Genomic DNA, 18,280 nt, shown 5'->3' with positions numbered 1-18,280 from the left:
GCATGGTTCAGATCCTCGTGCTGGGCGCCCCCTGAAGAAGGGGGCGCCGGTAAGCACGGCCGGTCCATCCCATTAGCGGACATTCCGCCACAAGTTACAGTATTGTTTCGCTGGACTCGTATCTAAGCTTTCGCCGCATTCATGAGCAGATCCGATCAAAGCCTCCATGCTCCTTCGGTAATCCTTCTCTCATGCTGGTATGTATCCGGCGGCCATCGTATGATTATTGCTATCGTCCCATGCTGCATCTGAAGTAACAAAGGAACGTAAAAGTAACACAGATACTCAACAGAAGTGTTCTCGGCATGAAGTGAACAATTAAGCCGGGTCATCTGAAGATGTCTTGCATCGCCACTCAGGGAAGAGGAAGCTAAGCTCGAAGCGAAAGCCCGTTCTAGGAGCCTAGCGAATGAACCTCCGTTTCGTGGAAACCTTCCTCTGGGTTGCAAGGCTGGGTAGTTTCAGCGCGGCTGCGGAGAGGCTACACACCACGCAAGCGGCCGTTTCCAACCGCATCGCAACCCTGGAGCGGGATCTCGGAATAAGGCTCTTCGAGCGGGACGTACGCTGCGTTCGCCTGACAAGCCTTGGGCAGCAGGCCGTTCCGAAAGCGGAAGAGCTGGTCCGGGTGGCCAACGAATTCCGAGAGGCTGTCAGCGACCCGGGAAGCCTGCGCGGATCGATCAAGATCGGCACGATCGATTCCATCGTCCATGCTTGGCTGCCGCAGTTCATCGAGCGGCTCAGGGCGCGCTATCCGAGCATCGCCATCGACCTCAATACCGATACGAGCCTCCACTTCGCCCGCGAGGTGGCCGAGCGGAGAGTCGATCTCGCGCTGATCATGGGGCCGGTAGTGGCGCCGGATATCATAAATCTCGATCTGTGCACCTTCGGCTGCGTGTGGCTCGCAAGCCCGAAACTCGGCCTACCCGACAGGCCGCTGCTTCTGGCCGAGGTCGCCGATCAGCCGATCCTGGCCTATTCCAAGGATAGCGTGCCTCACCACCGGGTGTTGAGGCAACTCGCCGATGCGGGGATCGAGGACCCGACGATCTACAATTCCAACTCCCTCGCCACCATCATCCGCCTCGCGCAGGACGGGATTGGTGTAACACCCTTGCCGAAAGTGATCGTCAGAGAGCAGCTCACGGCTGGAACGCTGGTGCAGCTCGATGTGACGCCCGCCTTTCCACCTCTCAGCTTTCACGCAATCTACGCCGATCATCCGGACAATCTCATTGCGTCCGTGGTGGCACAGATGGCGCAGGAGGTCGCCTATGGCTTTTCCCAGGCACAGACCGACGGAGCATCATGGTAGGTGCGTTCCAGACGCCGGAAGCACCATTGTGCGGTGCCGAACAAGGAAATCTTGGCCTACAGGGAAAGTATTTCGTGTTTGTCCAAAAGCGGAGAGTGCGCTCACATTTCGGCCTCAAGTTCAGAGGAGGCCGTGACGTGAAGGTTAGTCTAATTCAAATGAATTCTCAGAACAACAAGTCAGAGAATTTGAAAACCGCCGCTGCGATGATCGAGAAGGCGGTGAGCGATGAGGCGCCGGATCTCATCGTCCTGCCGGAATATTACGCCTATCTCGGTGAGGGGCGCGACAACATCCACGGGAACGGCGAGTTCTTTCCCGATGGAGAATCCTATAAGCTCATGTCGGGCCTCGCCGCCAAGCACCGCGTCACAATTCATGCGGGAAGCGTTGTCGAGCGCGACGGCAACAATCACTACAACACGACCCTGGTCTTCGGCCCGACAGGCGAGGAGATCGCTCGCTACCGTAAGATCCACCTCTTCGACGTGGATGCCCCCGGCGGCATCAGCTACCGGGAGTCGGACACGATCAGCCGCGGCGAGGACGTTGTGACCTACAAGGTTGGCGACGTCACGGTCGGCTGCGCAATCTGCTACGACATCCGCTTCCCCGAACTGTTCCGGAAGCTGCGCGATGCCGGCGCCGATGTCATCGTGCTGCCTGCGGCCTTCACGCTTATGACCGGCAAGGATCATTGGGAAACACTGGCCCGCGCTCGAGCCATCGAGACGCAAACCTACTTCCTGGCCGTCGGACAGGTGCTGTCGCATGCAGACGGCAAGAAATGGTGCTGGGGTCATTCCATGGTGATCGACCCCTGGGGGCATGTCGTGGCGCAGTGCTCGGACAGGGTCGCCACAACCAGTGCTCGTCTCGACCTCGACTACACCGGACATGTACGCCGCAACGTCCCCGTCGCTCAGCATCACGTCCTGGCCTGAGGAGATCCGCATGTTCACCGTCAACCCCATGCCTGAGCAGATTTCTGATGAACTGATTGCGTTGTTGGAGCAGGTCGAGACCGCGACTGTAGGCCATTTCCTCCATTCGGGGTTCCTCGACCGGGAACTGCGCGCTGTGCTGCCAGAGAAGCGCGTTGCGGGCACCGCGGTTACCGTGAGGCTGCCGCATGCCGACAGCACGATCCTGCACTACCTCACAAAGCTCGTTCGTCCTGGCGACATCGTCGTGGTGGATCGCTGCGGCGACAACAAGCATGCATGCTGGGGCGGCGTCGTTACCCATTCCATGAAGATTGCCGGTGTGAAAGCCGGCATCGTCGACGGCCCCGCCACCGATTTCTCGGAGATTCGAAAGGTCGAGATGCCCATGTGGTGCCGTGGTCCATCCCCGATCACTACCAAGATCCTCGGGCTAGAAGGCGCGATTAATGTGCCGGTCACAGTCGGTGGACAGGTGATCGAGCCGGGCGATGCGATCCTGGCCGATGAAAGCGGCGTGATCGCACTCAATCCGGCTGAGGCGAAAGCGGCCGCCGAGCGGGCCATTGGCATGCAGGAGGCGGAGATTAAACTGCTGGAGCGGCTTCGCAATGGCGAGAAGCTGCCGGACATCTCCGGCGCGACCCGCATCGTGGAGGAGATGGCCCGGCGCGTCGCCTGACGCGCCGATTTCGAAAAGATCAAAAACAGAGGGAACAATGACGATGATTAAGTTGCGCACTCTGCTCGGTGTCTCGGCAATCGCTTTTGCCGCCTCGACACCTGCTATGGCTCAGGAGAAGACGGTGACTCTCGCCGCCTATAGCGGCATCTTCCAGGACCACTACATGAAGGCCGTCGTCGAGCCTTTCATGAAGGCAAATCCGAACATCAAGGTGCAGTTCTACGGCATGCCGAACTCGGCCCAAATGCTCGGGACGCTCCGTGCCCAGAAGGCGGCCCCGCAGATCGATGTCATGATCATGGACGTGTCCGTCGCCAAGGCGGCCACCGACGAAGGGCTGTTCGACAAGGTCGACGAGAGCGTCTCCAGAAACGTTGCCGACCTGTATCCGAACGCCCGCATCGAGGGCGTCGGCGGCGTCGGAGTAACCTTCGACAACCTCGTTCTCCTCCACAACGAGGATCAGGTGAAAACGCCTCCCACATCCTGGAACGCCCTCTGGGACAAGCAATATGCCGGTAAGGTCGCCGTTCCAGCGGTTCCCGACATTCAGGGCACGACCCTGACAATCATCGCCAACAAGATGGCAGGTGGCGAGGACTACAAGAAGAGCGTCGAGGCTGGCATCGAGAAGCTCGGCGAGTTGGCGCCTAACGTACAGACCTGGGATCCCAAGCCTGACGTCTACACACCCATCGCAAACGGTCAAGCGGCACTAGGGATCGGCTGGAACGCACGAGCCCAGGTCTACTCGGATGCGGAAGGAAGCAAGCTTGGAGTGACCCTGCCCAAGGAAGGCAGCGGCTTCCAGATCAACACGATCAATCTCGTGAAGAATGCGCCCGCCAGCGACGCAGCGAAGACCTTCGTCGATTATGCGCTCAGCCCCGAAACCCAGGCGCGTTTCACGGAGGCCATGTTCTATGCGCCGACAAATTCCAAGGCGAGGGACAAGATCTCCAAGGAGGCTCTAGCACGCACGGCGGCAGGCTCGATGGACCAGATGATCGGGATCGACTGGATCGCAGTGGCCGGCATTCGCGACAAGATCACGGAGCAGTGGCGCCGCCGCGTGATCCCTCTGAGCCGCTAACCTGACCTGCCGCAGCCGAACGCCCGCTGGAGAACGCCATGATGCATCAAACGGTCCTTTGCGGAAGCGCGACCGTATCCGACGGCCGCGACGTGCACCTGCGTCTCGATGGGCTGACCAAGCGCTACGGCGAATCTGTCGCCGTAGCTGCATTGGATCTGGCGGTGCCGAAAGGGGAACTCGTGGCACTCCTCGGGCCTTCCGGCTGCGGTAAGACAACAACCCTTCGCATGGTGGCAGGCCTCATCAAGCCGACCAACGGACGCATCGTCGTAGGGTCGAACGATATCACCATCATGCCGACCTACCGGCGCGACATGGGATTGGTCTTTCAGAGCTACGCCCTGTTCCCGCACATGAGCGTGGCGAAGAATGTCGCCTTCGGGCTGGAGATGCGCTCGGTGCCGAAGCCAGAGATCGAGCGGCGGGTGAAGGAGGCACTCGGCATGGTTCGGCTCGAGGCTTTGGCCGAACGTAAGCCGCGGGAACTGTCGGGCGGACAGCAACAGCGCGTAGCTTTGGCCCGCGCCCTCGTGATCCGTCCCTCGATCCTCCTGCTCGACGAGCCGCTTTCGAATCTCGACGCGAAGCTGCGCGACGAGATGCGCAACGAAATCCGCGACATTCAGCAGAGCCTCGGCATCACGGCCGTCTTCGTGACGCACGATCAGGTCGAGGCGCTGAGCATGTGCGACAAGGTCGTCGTCATGCAGGGAGGCAAGCTCGAACAGGTCGGAACGCCTGTCGATGTCTACGAGCATCCGGCATCGCCATTCGTGGCTTCGTTCGTCGGCCGCACGAACCGCCTTAAGGGCACGGCCCAAGGCGACGGCAGCGTGACTATCGGAGCCATGAAGGTGCTTGTACCTGGTCGACCTGGCGGCAAGGTAGAGATCATGGTGCGCCCGCACCGCATGAAGCTTGTCGAGGAAGGTTCGGTCGAGGATGTTGCGGGCCAGGAGGTCAACCGCCTTGCCGGACATCTGAAGCGGGTCACCTTCGTCGGCGATCTTCTTCAGTACAGCGTGGATGTCGGCGGAGCGGAAATCGTCGTCGAGGCCGCTTCCGACCACGGGCGAGGCTTTCGCATTGTCGGCACGCCTGTCGCGGTCCTGTGGCGCGTGGAGGATACCATGGTGTTCGGGAGAGGCGCATGATGACAATCACGGTTCCGACCGCCCCGACGGTGTCGCGCCCGGCCCTCGGCCGGACCGGGACGGCGGCGGCGCTGCTCCTTCCCATCGCGCTCATCAACGCCATCGGCTTCATCCTGCCGGTTCTCAACCTGCTGCGGATGTCCTTCAATGAAGCCCTGGCGGGCGGCGGCGTTCGTGAGACCTTCACGCTGGCCAACTGGACGGGCCTGTTCGGCGATTCCTTTTATGTCGAGTTGATCATCAATTCGATTACGGTCAGCCTCAGCATCACCATCGCGACCCTGATCGTGTCCTACCCTATCGCCCTGTACCTGCACCGGAGCACCGGGCGCTGGCGCACGTTTCTGACTGTTCTGGTGATATCGCCCCTGCTGACCTCCGCCGTCGTGCGCACCTATGGCTGGATCGCACTGCTCGCCGATCAGGGGCCGATCGTCAGCGCAATCGCGGCCCTGGGCATTGCCCCACCCCGGCTGATGTTCAACACGACAGGTGTCATTATCGGCCTGACGGAGATCCTGATGCCCTACATGATCCTGTCGCTGCTGGCAGGCTTCGGGCGTCTCGACCCACGGGTGGAGGAAGCTGCAATGTCGCTGGGCGCTCCGCCGGCAAAGACGTTTTGGCGGGTGATCTTGCCCCTGACGCTGCCTGGCATCGCGCTCGGCTGCCTTCTCTGCTTCGTTCTCGCGGTCTCGTCCTTCATCACGCCGAAGCTACTCGGGGGAGGACGCATCTTCCTGCTTGCAACGGAAATCTATGACCAGGCTATCGTTACGCTGAACTGGCCGCTGGCGGCGACCCTCTCGATGCTGGTGCTGATCATTTTCGGCGCGGCGCTTGCAGCTTATGCCCGCGTCCTGCGCGCCATCGAATAGGAGAAGGTCATGGAAGACACGAACACCTCTGCACCCATGAAGCTCCTGGTCGCAATCCTCTTTCTCTTCCTGCTGGCGCCGGTCATCCTTGTCGTGCCGCTCTCCTTCAGCGGTGAGCAGATCCTCTCATTCCCGCCGGAGAGCTGGTCGCTGCGCTGGTATGCGGCGCTCGCCGACAATCCGAAGATGATCTCCGCCTTCTGGACGAGTCTGACGCTTGGTGTCATCGTCACGGCGATCTCTCTCGCAGTCGCGATCCCGGCTGCCTATGTGATCGTTCGGATGCGGACTCTCGGATCGACATTTCTCTACAATCTGTTCACTGCGCCCCTGTTGCTGCCGACAATCGTACTCGGGCTCGCCATTCTCATCATCTTTGCGTCCGTCGGCTTTCTTGGAACCTTTACGGGAATCGTCATTGGCCACCTCGTTATCACGCTTCCCTATGCGCTTCGCGTGATCGCCACGACCCTGGGCAATCTCAACCTCGCCTGCGAGGAGGCGGCCTCGACGCTCGGTGGCCGTCCGCTCACAGTCTTTCACCGTGTGACGCTGCCGATGATGGCACCCGGCATCGTGGCGGCGACAGCCCTGTGCTTCCTCGTCTCGTTCGACGAGGTCGTCATCACGCTCTTCCTCACCGGACCACGCCTCACCACCCTTCCAGTCGAGCTGTTCCATCACGTGGAGAGCCGCGCCGACCCTCTCGTAGCGAGTGTGTCGGTGCTGCTGATCCTGCTCACTCTCGCAGTCGTGATGATCGTTGACCGCACCATCGGCCTTTCGAAGACCTTCGTGAAGTGAGGCGAAGCTATCTGTCTTACCGATGTATGGAAATATTCGTTCCTGGCACGGAGCCGAGGCAGACGGAATGTCTCCTCAAGACAGGAATACCGGACGTTCCTGAAGGGCAGGGGATCGTCGCTGCCGACCCGTGACGTCTGCAAGGAAAGTAAGGGCTGCTAGCTCTAGGACGGCATCAGAGGGCCTACAGTCTGCCTGGGTTCGGGGAGCTGTTAACAGATCTCTCAACATATTGACCAGAAGGTGATTGTGCGTGTGAACGCCCCCTTCGGCTTCCGGGTTAGCTCAGAGAACTCGCACGAGAAGGGCCACTAGCATGATGCCGATCTCATTTCTCTGGAGCCGTGTCCCACAGCCTGAGTGCCGGCTCGCTGAGGCAAGCAGCACCCGCGTTCTCGTCGTTGAGGATGACCTGCCTGTTGGGGCTGTGGCAGCCGAGGCGCTCGAGGAGGCGGGTTTCACAGTCCTGTTCGCCACCAGCGCCGAAAAGGCCAACGCCATCCTCGCTGAAGAGGCCGTTGACGTGCTGTTCACGGACATCGACTTAGGAGGGCTGGATGGATGCGCGCTCGCCCAACAGGCCCTCAAGGCACAGCCCGGAATTGCCGTGCTCCTGACTTCAGGCCGCTCGCGCCGGTGCTACGCCGATCGCCTTCCGCCGGGCGCAGCGTTTCTCGCCAAGCCGTACCGCCTGCCGCAGCTGGTCGACGAAGTACTTCGCGCCGTAGAGGCCACGTCGTCTCACTAGCTGCCCACACTAGACCCGCAACAGGATCTATCGTCGAACCTTCACTACAAGGAGGAGACCTATGCGCATTGCACTAGCCGTTCTTGCGAGCACCCTTCTAGCGTACTCAGCCCTTGCTCAGGTGCCAGCTGAGGTCGAGGCTTGCCGCCTGTCAGGGTTGGCGGCTCTTAAGGAGCGGTCACCCTCGTTTGGGCATCTCACTTTTGACATACAGTCGCTGGCCATCTCCAAGGCGGACACCAAGGTCGAGGATACGCCGATCCACATGGTGATCATGGGCGAGGCCTATCTCCAGCGCGAGAAAAGCGACAAACCAAACCGCTTCGTTTGCCTTGTCAGCGACAAGGGCAAGGTGGTGCTCACCTTCTTCACTGAGCAATAGGTCCACTTACCCGACTACACGGCTCGGCTTCGGAAGAGCGCGTGCTCAGGGGTGTGGGGGATCTGAGGACGCTCCATGAAGTCTCGCTACTTACGGGCCGCCATAAGGTCATGGGTCAGCACCGTGAGCTTGCCGATGAGGGATGCCATGTCGCTGGGATCGCACGACCACTGGGTGCCAATGGCTGATCCATCGGCGGATACGGACACTACGGCAAGTGAGCGTAGCTTGCCTTCACGAGCCAGACGCAGATGCTCCTGTAGCAGGTCGACTATTGATACTACGCTCTCGTCAACGGGCGGTGTCGGGACCGCGTGGAGATTGGTCACGCGGCTCCGCTGATTAGCCATTTTCTCGCTCATGCTGCACCCCTTCTCGGCCGGCCCAACATTCCTGTAGCCATGTGGTTGATAAAGGATGGCTACTAGACATGAACTGAGTGTCAACTCCAGGCCGGCCCAGCAGAAATGTCGGCTGTGTCGCGTTGCTACAACAGAAGCTGATCAAGCTGACGAACGGCTTGTGAGGTAGGCATCGGCGCAGCTTGTCCAAGCGGGCTCATTGCTTTCCATTCCCAAGGGTCGACCCTCCGAACAAGAGTTCGCCCCCCAGGACAGTGATAACACTGCGGCGCAGAACACCGAACGTCAGCTCGAGCCAGGAACACCGGACGCCCTCAAAGGGTACGGGATTTCCTGGTGTGACCCGGAGCAGCCATTCCCTACAGAGACTGAGATGGCCATCGAGGCCAGCCCATGTTTAGGCAGGGAATGCAACTTTCCGAGAGAGAGAGGGCAGTCAAGAGGAATTCAACCGATTCCTTATACGGTCGCAATCGGCGTTGCCGGCGAGCCGACAGCACCTGGCAGTCGCAATGGTGGGGCAGTCAGGAGAAAACTCCAGCGCTCATTGCTGCGCAGCCACTGGGCAAGTTCGGCAAAATACCAGAGTTCGCCTAGATGGATTCCAAGCTTAAAGAGACAGTGATTGTGCAAGGGAAGGCCTGGGTAGGTCTCGCCGGAACCCTCTTTCGCAGGATAGGCCTCAACGGCGAAGTTGTCGGCGCAGATGGCAACGATCCCTGAATCCGTGATCCAATTCAGCAGGCGCTCGTCTCGCCCATCGAGCACAGCGCAGGAGGACAACAGGACCTCCCTGTCCGGCCTCTTGCCCATCTTGAGGATCAGGTCGGCGAAACCAGTATAGAGACAGAGAAAATCGCCGGGCTCGACGGAGGCGTGCTGCTCGTCCAGGATCGTCATTAGCTCATCATAGCTGACGACAGCGCGATTGCGGCCATGACGCGCCTCCAAGTCGACGAGAACACCGCGCCCCTGGACCCCGCTCGTGGCAAGATTCTCGATGCCGAGGGCCTGGGCTCCACGAGCCTTAGGCGCATCGTCCGGCCCGACAATGTCGATGCCGCCACGGTAGCCGTTATAATAGACCTTCTCGACCATGCCGTCGCTGTCCGCATCAAAGAGCTGACCGACATGGCTTAGGGCGTCCCACTGTGTGGAATACTGCGTGTAGAGCAACACGGCATCGTCCGAGACGATGTCGGAGAAGCAGCCGCACACATTGCTGAGCCTGAAGTTGTAGTTATGTCCCGGTCCGCGCCGCTCGTGAAAGAAGCGCGGCTCCTTCCGGTACTCAAAGAGCGAGTTGCCGCCAGGATAATCAAGGGGGAGGCTCAAGGTGAATGTCTGGCCATGCGTCACTTCCCGAATTGCCCGCAGCCGACGTTCGGGGGTCAACAGGTTCATGCGGCCAACCTGATCGTCAGGTCCGAAGTCTCCCCAGTTCGCACCTTCCGGCCGTCGAATCCAGCGCTTTTCCGTCATGTCATCCTCCCTGCTGCATCCGTTTCTCACGATACTGGCTACCCGCCGCGCACCGAGGGCAGAATCTGCTTGGCTGCGAGGCTCCGGAACAGATCGCGGAACATATCTTCTGTGTCGATGCAGTCGACAAAGCCCGCTTGCCGGATCTTGATAGTACTGACGAGGGCAGGGGGTGGCCTCCGCTGCGCCCCATAGGCGAAGGTGAAGTCGGCATAGTGGTGGGATTCGCCAAGCACGTCCTGAAGCGCTAGGGCGCGCAGACCGTGCTTTCTCACGACACGCTCCCAGACCTCCGCCTTGCTGGGCATGAACGTGCCCATCGACATGGGTCTTTCGGGGCCCGGCTCGACATCCAGCATCTCGGCGATGGCGGGCCAGACATTCTGCCAGACGAAGACATCCCCGTTCGTGATATTGAAGGTCTCGTTCCTGGCCGTCGGAGCTTCGGCAGCCCAGGCGAGGGCCTTGGCCATGAGACGTGCATCGACCGCCTCCAGCACATAGCCCGGGCCTCCCGGATAGGAGAAAGGCAGGCCCTCCTCCCGGCAGATCGCCGCATAGACTCCGATCACGGGCGTGAGGTTCATCGCCACCCCGACCACATTGCCGAAGACGACCTGCGGGCGGAATATCGTGGTGCCGAAGCCATGCCTCTCCGAGGCCTCGCGCAGATAATCCTCCTGCAGCCAATAGAAGTTCTCATGCGGGTCGCGCGGCCAGCGCTCGCGTGCCGGGACTGCGATCCGATGAATGTGGATGCCGTAGGCCTTCGTGCCCTGGAGAAGGCTCACATGCCGGGGGCCTCTAGGCTGGTCCAGCAATGGCTCAAGGAGGTTGCGGAACATGGCGAGGTTCGTCGCCATCTGCTCCGAATCGCGCCAGCCTTCGACGAGGCCCGGCTTTTCATAAAGAGCCGCATACACGAGATGCGTCACCCTGGGCAGGGCCTCAATCGCGGCGCGGCAGGCCTCGGGGTCGCGCAGATCGAGGGAGATATGCCGGTACGAGCGATCGTCCGGAATATCTGGTCTGCGGCGGGAGAGAGCAATTGTGGTCCAGCCCTCAAGCGCCTTGAAATGCTCCACCGCGGCCTGCCCAACGACGCCGGTCGCGCCGGCGATCAGAACGGTCTTTCCGGTCATCGCTCACCTCACTTGCGCTGGTCGAAGCGCCGGCCGACGAGATCGGCTGCGATGTTGACCTTCTGGATGTCGATGGCGCCGCCCGCGATCCCCCAGCCGAAGGAATCCCGCAGCCGCCGTTCCATGCCATACTCCTTGGAATAGCCGTAGCCGCCCATGAGTTGCAGGGCGGTGGCGGTGACCTCGCGGGTGATCTCGTTGGCGTAGCATTTCGCGATGGATGCCTCACGGACGCTCGGAAGGTCCGTGCCCGCATTGGCTGCCGCCCGATGAATGAGAAGGCGAGAGGCCTCAACCTTCATGGCCATCTCCGCGAGGCGGATCTGCACCGCCTGGAAGTCGATTATAGGCTTCCCGAACTGCTTTCGTTCCTGAACATAGGCCATGACATGCTCGAGCGCGCCCGCCGCAACGCCGAGCGCCATCGTTGCGTTGCCGAGACGCTCGATGTTGAACAGACCCATGAGGCTCGGGAACCCGCCCGGTCCGACTAGGAGGTGCTCGCGCGGCACTCGCACATCCTCGAAGTGCATGTCGGCCGAGGGCACGCCGCGGAAGCCCATAAGCTCCTCCTGCGTGCCGAAGGTCAGGCCCGGGGTTGCACGGTCTACGAAGACGGCCCCGATGCCTTTGGCTCCCGGTGTGCCATCGAAGCGGCAGAAGACGACGTAGCCTTCGGAGTGGCCGGCACCCGAGCACCAGCGCTTGACTCCGTTGATAACAATGGAATCGTCGTCCATGCGGGCCCGCGTGCGCAGATCCGTCAGGGCGGTTCCCGCATCGGGCTCCGACATGGAGATAGCCACGAGCATCTCGCCCGCGACAACCTTCGGCACGACCCGCTCGCGCAGGGCAGGGTCTCCCAGGCGCTCGACGATGCGCACGGGGCCGGCGCAGCATTCGAAGATCGGGAAGGCCACGCCGACCGAAACTTTGGCGAATTCCTCCATCACCAGAATGGCGTCAAGATGGGAGAGCCCGAGACCCCCAAGTTCGGAGGCCGTATTGATGCCGAGAAAGCCCATCTCGGCATAGCGCTTGAGCCAAACGTGCGGGACGGGATGCGCCGTCTCCTCTATCTTGGCGGCGAGAGCCGGCAGTTCGTTCTGAGCGAAGCGGCGGGCGCTCTCCTGCAGGGCTCGCTGGTCGTCGGTGAGCCTGAAATCCATCGTTCGTCTCCTCAGGCCGCGTACTCGAAGAGGCCATTGTTAAACACCACGGCCTCGCGAGAGGCGATGCGCGCCCGGAAGGCCGCCCGACCGGGCACCTCCCGCCAGATGTCGATCGTGATCGTCTCGCCCGGAAAAACCGGCGCGGAGAAGCGCCCTTGGAGGGTCTGAACCCGCTCGGGCTCGTATTCGCAGAGCGCCTTCATGAGGCCGTGGCAGGCGACGCCATAGGTGGCGAGGCCGTGTAGGATCGGGCGCTCGTAGCCTGCCGCGCGTGCGATAACAGGGTCCGCATGAAGGGGGTTGAAATCTCCCGACAGGCGGTAGATCAGCGCCATCTGGGAATGCGTGGGCATGTCGACACTCAGGTCCGGCACGCGCTCCGGAATGGCATGTGGCACGTGCGGAGCTTCGCTCTTGCCGCCGAACCCACCGTCGCTGCGACAGAATACGGTCTGGAGGAGCGTCGCCAGCTTCTCGCCGGTCGCTGCATCCGCGATGACCCGTTCGGCATAGACGAGCGCGCCCTTTCCCTCGCCCTTGTCGACGAGATCGACAATTCGGGTGCGGCCGACGATCTCGCCTTCAGGCTGCAGGGGACGATGGAGGCGCATGGCATGCTCGCCGTGAACGACCTTGACCCAGTCGATGCCGGTGTCCAGGTCCCGCATCCAGAAGCCCGGATAGGCGAGGATGTTCGCCATGGTCGGCACCGCCTTGAGTTTCGTCTCGACGACGAAGCCCAGTTGCCGCTCATCCACGGGATCGAGGCCGAAGCCGAGGCCGAGGGCGTAGATGACGCTGTCCCGCCAGGTGTAGGTCTGGCGGATCTCGGGAAAGCGGAGAGCGAAGAGCTTTTCGGGATCGAGAGGCATGGATCAGACAGGGTCCCAGGAGAAAACGTCCGCGGAGCGCTCGAGCGGCGTCAGCGAGGGGCCGAAGGCGCCAGGAAGCTGCTCGGCGAGGGCCTCGGGGCTCCAGCCTTCGCCGCGATGGAGCGAGCGGACAGGGCGCGGCTGGCTCATCAGGAAGACCTCGTTGTTACGAACCGCAAAAACCTGGCCGGAGATGCTCTTGGCCGCGTCCGATCCGAGAAAGGCGACCATGGGTGCGATCTTTTCTGGCGTCATCTGCTTGAGCTTGGCGACCCGGGTTTTGTCGGCTTCCGTCTCTGTCGGGATGGAGCTGACCATCCGGCTCCAGGCGAACGGAGCGATGCAGTTGGAGCGGACATTGAAGCGCTGCAGGTCCATGGCGATGGCGCGCGACAGGCCGACGATGCCGAGCTTGGCCGCCATGTAGTTCGCCTGACCGAAATTGCCGATCAGCCCCGCCGTCGAAGTCATGTGGACGTAGGAGCCGGATTGCTGCTGTCTGAAATGCGGTGCGGCCGCGCGGCTGACATTGAAGCTTCCGTGGAGGTGCACGTCGATGACGGCGCGCCATTCATCCGGCGACATGCGGTGGAAGATTGCATCGCGCAGGATCCCGGCATTGTTCACGACGATATCGATCCGGCCGAAATTGTCGAACGCCGCCTGAACGATGCGCTCGGCGCCTTCCCACTCGGACACGGAGTCGCGGTTCGCCACCGCCTGTCCGCCGGCGCTGCGGATCGCTGCTGCGGCCTCCTCGGCCGCGGAGGCGTTCTCGACTTCTCCCGTCAGCGTGACGCCGACATCGTTGACGACGACGCTTGCACCCGACTTGGCCAAGCCCTCCGCTATGGCTCTGCCTAAACCCTGGCCTGCGCCCGTGACGATTGCGACCTTGCCGTCCAGCATTCCTGCCATGGTCGAATTCTCCCTGTTTTCAGATTGTTGCCGCTGTCCCGAGGATCGCCGTCGCCTGGCTCGAGAGCACGCCGCCATTGGCATGGGCGAGGGCGATCTCGGCTCCCTGGATCTGGCGTTCGCCGCAGGCGCCCCTCAGCTGCTCCACGGCCTCGATGATCGTGAACAGGCCGTACATCCCCGGATGATTGCACGAGAGCCCGCCGCCATTCGTGTTCACGGGCAGGCTGCCGCCGGGCGCGATCGCGCCGCTCGATACGAAGGATCCACCTTCTCCCTTCGGGCAGAAGCCGAGATCCTCCAGGAACAAGAGCGTCGTGAACGTGAACGCGTCGTAGACCATCACATGGTCGATGTCGGACGGACCGACGCCTGCCATGTCGTAGGCTCTCCGGACCGACTCCACGGCGGCTGTCGTGGTGAGGTCGGGCATGGCCGCGATCTGCCGGTGGCTCACGGCGGTGCCGGTGCCGAGAACGTAGATCGGTGGCTTCGCGAGATCCCGCGCCCTGTCGGCACGCATCAGCACAAGCGCTGCCCCGCCATCCGTCACGAGGCAGCAGTCGGCTCTTGTGATCGGGTCGCTGACCATGCGGGACGACAGGATCTCGTCACGCGTCAGCGGTCCGCGGGCGAAGGCATCCGGATTCAGATTGGCCCAGGTGCGCGCCGCCAGCGCCACGTCCGCGAGGTTCTCGCGGGTGGTGCCGTAATCGTGCATGTGCCGCGCAGCCGACAGCGCATAGCTCGAGATCGGATAGCGCGGCTTGTAGGGAGCCTCATAGGGTTGCGGATCCGGCATGGAGACGAGCCGTCCCCCGGCGCTCAACTGGTTGGAGCCGTAGCAGATCAGCGCAACGTCGCATAATCCGTGGTCGAGAGCCGAAACGGCGTTCTGAAGATGGAACAGGAAAGAGGCGCCGCCGACCATGGTGCCATCTGCATGACGCACTGAGATTCCGAGGCGCTCCGCCGCATTGAGGACGGGTAGGCCGGACGAGGAGATAGCGCAGAATAGCCCGTCCACATCCTTCAGCCCGAGCCCGCAATCCTCGAGCGCAAGGATGACAGCTTCCTGCATCTGGTCGAAGGGCGTGCGTCCGGGAGCGTTCCAGCGCTTGGTGTTGCCGATGCCGGCGATGGCCGCGCGGCCGCGAAGAGGATGGCTCACGATGCGCCTCCTGCGCTAGGTGCGAACAGGACGATCGGCTCCGGTTCCGCGACGATGCGTGCCTGAACCTCCATCCCGATCCGAACCTCGTCCGGTGAGACCCCATCGACCCTGCTCATCATTCGCGCGCCCTCGGCCAGGTCGACCAACGAGACATTGTAGTTGTTGTCGCGCTCGCGCACGGTCGTCGTCGAATAGATTGTGCCGCGTCCGGACGCCTCCTTCCATTCGATCTCGGACGAGCCGCAGGCTCCACAGACCAAGGCGGGCGGGAAGCGGCAGGCATGGCATGTCCGACAATGCTGCAGGAGGAAGCGACCCTCCTTCAATGCGGTGAGCCAAACCTCCTCAGGTCCCGGACCGTCAAAGCGGGGATCGGGGCTCATGGCGCTCCTCCTTGAGCTTTGCGGGAAGACCAGACATCGAAGGCGAGCGCCTCCTTGAGCGGCAATTCAGTCGAGGCCTTGAGACTGCGTTTGAAACGCCGCCCAATGCCGTTCTCCGCGAGGCCGTTTGCGACTTCGCGCGCATCAGCGGCAGGATCGCTTGAGCGGATCGCAAAGCCGCACTCGGTCAGAACGGCCAGCAGGTCGCTCTCCGGTGAGAACAAGATCGCCCGAGCGAGCAGGGGCCCTAGTCTGTGATGGAGAAGAACTGTCAGTGCCGGCGAGTTCCGCCAGTTGCCGGCTGTGCTTGTGTCGGAACCGATCATAGCCCGGTCCGCTGCGAGCAGGATCGGCAGCCCGCGTGGACCAATAAAGCCGGAAGGCAAGGCGAAGACGGGAAGGGGAGCTTCCAGCAGAAGACCCGTCAGCTCTCCGATAACCTCGACTTCCATCACATCCCCATCGAAGGAGCCGGCAAGGACGAGAACGGCAGACTTCTCGGCTTCACGCAATGCACGCCTCATGCGCGCGAGACGCTCCGCATCCGTTTCGGTGCCTGAGAACTCGATCCGATGCAGCGCGACGGGGCTTTGCAGATGGTCCGTCATGTCCGTCTAGCGCCCCCTATACTGAGGAGGGCGCTTCTCAAGGAAGGCTGCCGTGCCCTCCTTGGCGTCCTCGGTGCCGAGGAGCCCGGCCATGAGCGAAACCTCATGGGCTAAGGCGGCCTGCAGGTCCATCATGCCAGCGCTGCGCAACGCGGCCTTCGCCGTCCGGCTTGCAAGAGGAGCCTTTGCGGCGATGTCCTGTGCCTTTGCGATGCTGGCCTCCACGATGCACTCTGCGGGGACGACCTCATCAGCAAGGCCGATGCGCCGCGCCGTCCATACGTCCACGAAATTCCCGAGCAGCGCGGCCCCGATCTGCGGGCCCGATCCAGTCCTCGGCCGCCAGAGCTGAGTGCCGCCGGCGCCCGGAATAATGCCTAGATTAATCTCGGGCTGTCCGAAGACGGCATTGTCTCCCGCGACGATCAGATCGCAAGCGAGCGCCACTTCGCATCCGCCGCCGAGGCAGAAACCCGCGACCCCGGCCACGATGGGCTTCTCCGTGGATGCGATGCTCTCGAATGCGCGGCGGGTGGGCGACGCCATGTAGCTCGCGGGGGAATGACCGGCGAGGGCGTCGATATCCGCGCCGGCAGAGAAGTTCCTCTCTCCTCCGGTGATCACAATGGCGCGAATAGCGGAGTCCTGGTCGGCTGCAGTAAGCTCCTCGGCAAGGCGCTCGAGGATGGCCGGGTTCAGCGCATTGCGCGCTGCCGGTCTGTCAATCGTGAGCAGCAGGACGGCGTTGGCCCGCTCGGCTCTTACTGAAGCATTGCCGCTGGCTGACATGTCTGCTCCTGGTTCCTGAGGAGAGGCTACATACTGATCGGTATGTTGACAAGAGGGGCATTTAATTCGCTGCAATGCAGCAAAAATCTCACGTTTTTGAGTACATTATCACAGTTCCGGATCATGATTGACAGTACGGCATACTCACCAGTATCTTTGCGACAATAATAAAAACGAGGACGGCGTTCAAACAGGAGGAAGGCTCATGAAGGTTCTGAAGACTCTTGCCGCGGCGGCCCTTGGCGCCCTCGCTATTGCCGGGCCGGCCTATGCGCAGGCCCAGCAGCCGATCAAGGTCGGCGTCATCTTTCCCTTGAGCGGAGGAGCCGGTCCGCAGGGGCAGCATGTCACCCAAGCTATCCAGGCAATGGCCTCCATCATCAATGATGCCGGCGGCGTCATGGGACGGCCGATCCAGATCATCTCCCGCGATGACGAATCGACCCCGGCCGTGGGCGTGTCCCGCGCCAACGAGCTCATTTCCGAGGGCGTCTCGGTCATCATCGAGGGCTGGAACAGCCCCGTCACCCTGGCCATGCAGCCGGTGATCAACCGTGCCGGCATCCTGGACATCACCGCGATCTCAAAGGCGGACCCGATTCTCTCGGGCGAAGGCAATCCGCTCGCCGTTCGCCTCAACAGCTCGAACTCCCAGGACGGCGCGGTCATTGCGAAATACATCGGGGACAGCGGAGCCAAGCGCGTCGCGTTCCTCACCGAAAACGATGCCTACGGCAACGGCGCGCAGGAGGCCATTGAGGCCGAACTGAAGAAGATGAACTATCAGTACGAGAAGGTCGCGGAGGAGAAGTTTCCGTTCAACCAGGCCGACTTCCGTGTGGCACTCACCAACGTGCGCGCGGCCAATCCCGACGTGACCGTGGCGATCAACGCCAATGAGGGCCTCGGCATGCCGGCGCTGATCCGCCAGGCGAAGCAGAGCCGCCTTCCGGGCAAGCTCGTGACGGCGGTGGGAACCGTCGCGCCGAGCGTAATCCAGGTTGCGGGCGAGGCTGCCAATGGCGTGCTCGGAGCCGACATCTACTTCCCGGACGTCGAGCCCTTCGCCTCTAACCCGGAGAACCAGAAGTTCGTCAAGAAGACGCAGGAGATGTTCAACTACACGCCCGACAAGTACATGGCGCTCGGCGCGACGGCCCTTCAGGTCTGGGCCAAGGCCGTGAACGAGTTGAAGACCCTGGACAAGGAGCCCATCGCCAAGCGCATCCGTGGCGGCAACTTCACCGGTACGGTCATGGGCGACATCAAGTTCGCCCCCAATGGCCAGCTTGAGTCCAATCATAAGCTCTTCACGGTCGAGGATCAGAAGATCGTCGTTCGTCCGGCCTCGAACTGAGGGGGCTCC

The 18,280-nt window shown here is 62.0% G+C and carries 20 protein-coding genes; 10 read left to right on the top strand and 10 right to left on the bottom strand.

All coding sequences use genetic code 11. The features are described 5' to 3' along the window. The first annotated feature begins 409 nt into the window (after positions 1 to 409). From JAO75_RS22220 to JAO75_RS22180, 9 genes are all read left to right on the top strand, one after another. Positions 410 to 1,321, top strand: a complete 912-nt coding sequence (locus tag JAO75_RS22220) for a LysR family transcriptional regulator (RefSeq protein ID WP_199051393.1) — start codon at positions 410 to 412, stop codon at positions 1,319 to 1,321. A gap of 137 nt (positions 1,322 to 1,458) precedes the next feature. After that, positions 1,459 to 2,265, top strand: a complete 807-nt coding sequence (locus JAO75_RS22215) for a nitrilase-related carbon-nitrogen hydrolase (RefSeq protein WP_199051392.1) — start codon at positions 1,459 to 1,461, stop codon at positions 2,263 to 2,265. Positions 2,266 to 2,275: 10 nt separating this feature from the next. Continuing rightward, a complete protein-coding gene (locus JAO75_RS22210) occupies positions 2,276 to 2,947 on the top strand; it encodes an RraA family protein (RefSeq protein ID WP_199051391.1) in 672 nt (223 codons plus the stop codon). A gap of 46 nt (positions 2,948 to 2,993) precedes the next feature. Then, on the top strand, positions 2,994 to 4,043 hold the full coding sequence (locus JAO75_RS22205) for an ABC transporter substrate-binding protein (RefSeq protein WP_425523213.1): 1,050 nt from the start codon (positions 2,994 to 2,996) through the stop codon (positions 4,041 to 4,043). A gap of 38 nt (positions 4,044 to 4,081) precedes the next feature. Then, a complete protein-coding gene (locus JAO75_RS22200) occupies positions 4,082 to 5,200 on the top strand; it encodes an ABC transporter ATP-binding protein (protein ID WP_199051390.1) in 1,119 nt (372 codons plus the stop codon). Next, positions 5,197 to 6,078, top strand: a complete 882-nt coding sequence (locus tag JAO75_RS22195) for an ABC transporter permease (RefSeq protein ID WP_199051389.1) — start codon at positions 5,197 to 5,199, stop codon at positions 6,076 to 6,078. The genes JAO75_RS22200 and JAO75_RS22195 overlap by 4 nt, the downstream gene beginning before the upstream one ends. A gap of 9 nt (positions 6,079 to 6,087) precedes the next feature. Further along, positions 6,088 to 6,882, top strand: coding sequence for an ABC transporter permease (locus tag JAO75_RS22190; protein WP_199051388.1), 795 nt, complete (start codon positions 6,088 to 6,090; stop codon positions 6,880 to 6,882). A gap of 316 nt (positions 6,883 to 7,198) precedes the next feature. Further along, complete coding sequence (locus JAO75_RS22185; RefSeq protein ID WP_246742656.1) at positions 7,199 to 7,630, top strand: response regulator; 432 nt, start codon at positions 7,199 to 7,201, stop codon at positions 7,628 to 7,630. A 61-nt stretch (positions 7,631 to 7,691) separates the two neighbouring features. Next, positions 7,692 to 8,012 (top strand): hypothetical protein, encoded by a 321-nt coding sequence (locus JAO75_RS22180; RefSeq protein ID WP_199051387.1) that lies wholly within the window; start codon positions 7,692 to 7,694, stop codon positions 8,010 to 8,012. An 86-nt stretch (positions 8,013 to 8,098) separates the two neighbouring features. Here the strand turns inward: JAO75_RS22180 and JAO75_RS22175 are convergent, their stop codons facing one another. From JAO75_RS22175 to JAO75_RS22130, 10 genes are all read right to left on the bottom strand, one after another. Further along, entirely contained in the window at positions 8,099 to 8,362 is a 264-nt protein-coding gene (locus tag JAO75_RS22175; protein ID WP_246742659.1) for a hypothetical protein, read from the bottom strand. 471 nt (positions 8,363 to 8,833) lie between these two features. After that, positions 8,834 to 9,856 carry a cyclase family protein gene (locus tag JAO75_RS22170; RefSeq protein WP_199051385.1) on the bottom strand — a complete coding sequence of 341 codons (1,023 nt, stop codon included), beginning with the start codon at positions 9,854 to 9,856 and terminating at the stop codon, positions 8,834 to 8,836. A gap of 38 nt (positions 9,857 to 9,894) precedes the next feature. Next, entirely contained in the window at positions 9,895 to 10,998 is a 1,104-nt protein-coding gene (locus JAO75_RS22165; protein ID WP_199051384.1) for an SDR family oxidoreductase, read from the bottom strand. Positions 10,999 to 11,006: 8 nt separating this feature from the next. Beyond that, entirely contained in the window at positions 11,007 to 12,167 is a 1,161-nt protein-coding gene (locus JAO75_RS22160) for an acyl-CoA dehydrogenase family protein (protein WP_199051383.1), read from the bottom strand. Positions 12,168 to 12,178: 11 nt separating this feature from the next. Next, positions 12,179 to 13,042: a MaoC/PaaZ C-terminal domain-containing protein gene (locus JAO75_RS22155; RefSeq protein WP_199051382.1), complete on the bottom strand. Its 864-nt coding sequence runs from the start codon at positions 13,040 to 13,042 to the stop codon at positions 12,179 to 12,181. 3 nt (positions 13,043 to 13,045) lie between these two features. After that, on the bottom strand, positions 13,046 to 13,960 hold the full coding sequence (locus tag JAO75_RS22150; protein WP_199051381.1) for an SDR family NAD(P)-dependent oxidoreductase: 915 nt from the start codon (positions 13,958 to 13,960) through the stop codon (positions 13,046 to 13,048). Positions 13,961 to 13,979: 19 nt separating this feature from the next. After that, positions 13,980 to 15,131: a thiolase gene (locus JAO75_RS22145; protein ID WP_343234671.1), complete on the bottom strand. Its 1,152-nt coding sequence runs from the start codon at positions 15,129 to 15,131 to the stop codon at positions 13,980 to 13,982. After that, positions 15,128 to 15,517, bottom strand: a complete 390-nt coding sequence (locus JAO75_RS22140; protein WP_199051380.1) for a Zn-ribbon domain-containing OB-fold protein — start codon at positions 15,515 to 15,517, stop codon at positions 15,128 to 15,130. The genes JAO75_RS22145 and JAO75_RS22140 overlap by 4 nt, the downstream gene beginning before the upstream one ends. Continuing rightward, positions 15,514 to 16,125: a hypothetical protein gene (locus JAO75_RS22135; protein ID WP_199051379.1), complete on the bottom strand. Its 612-nt coding sequence runs from the start codon at positions 16,123 to 16,125 to the stop codon at positions 15,514 to 15,516. Before JAO75_RS22135 ends, JAO75_RS22140 begins: the two co-directional genes overlap by 4 nt. A gap of 6 nt (positions 16,126 to 16,131) precedes the next feature. Beyond that, on the bottom strand, positions 16,132 to 16,914 hold the full coding sequence (locus tag JAO75_RS22130) for an enoyl-CoA hydratase/isomerase family protein (protein ID WP_199051378.1): 783 nt from the start codon (positions 16,912 to 16,914) through the stop codon (positions 16,132 to 16,134). Between the two features lie 205 nt (positions 16,915 to 17,119). On the opposite strand from JAO75_RS22130, the gene JAO75_RS22125 reads away from it, so the two are divergent. After that, a complete protein-coding gene (locus JAO75_RS22125; protein ID WP_199051377.1) occupies positions 17,120 to 18,271 on the top strand; it encodes an ABC transporter substrate-binding protein in 1,152 nt (383 codons plus the stop codon). The last annotated feature ends 9 nt before the right edge of the window (positions 18,272 to 18,280 follow it).

It is taken from the genome of Microvirga splendida, from assembly GCF_016427565.1.
GTDB lineage: Bacteria > Pseudomonadota > Alphaproteobacteria > Rhizobiales > Beijerinckiaceae > Microvirga > Microvirga splendida.
This window is presented reverse-complemented; position numbering and strand designations above follow the sequence as displayed.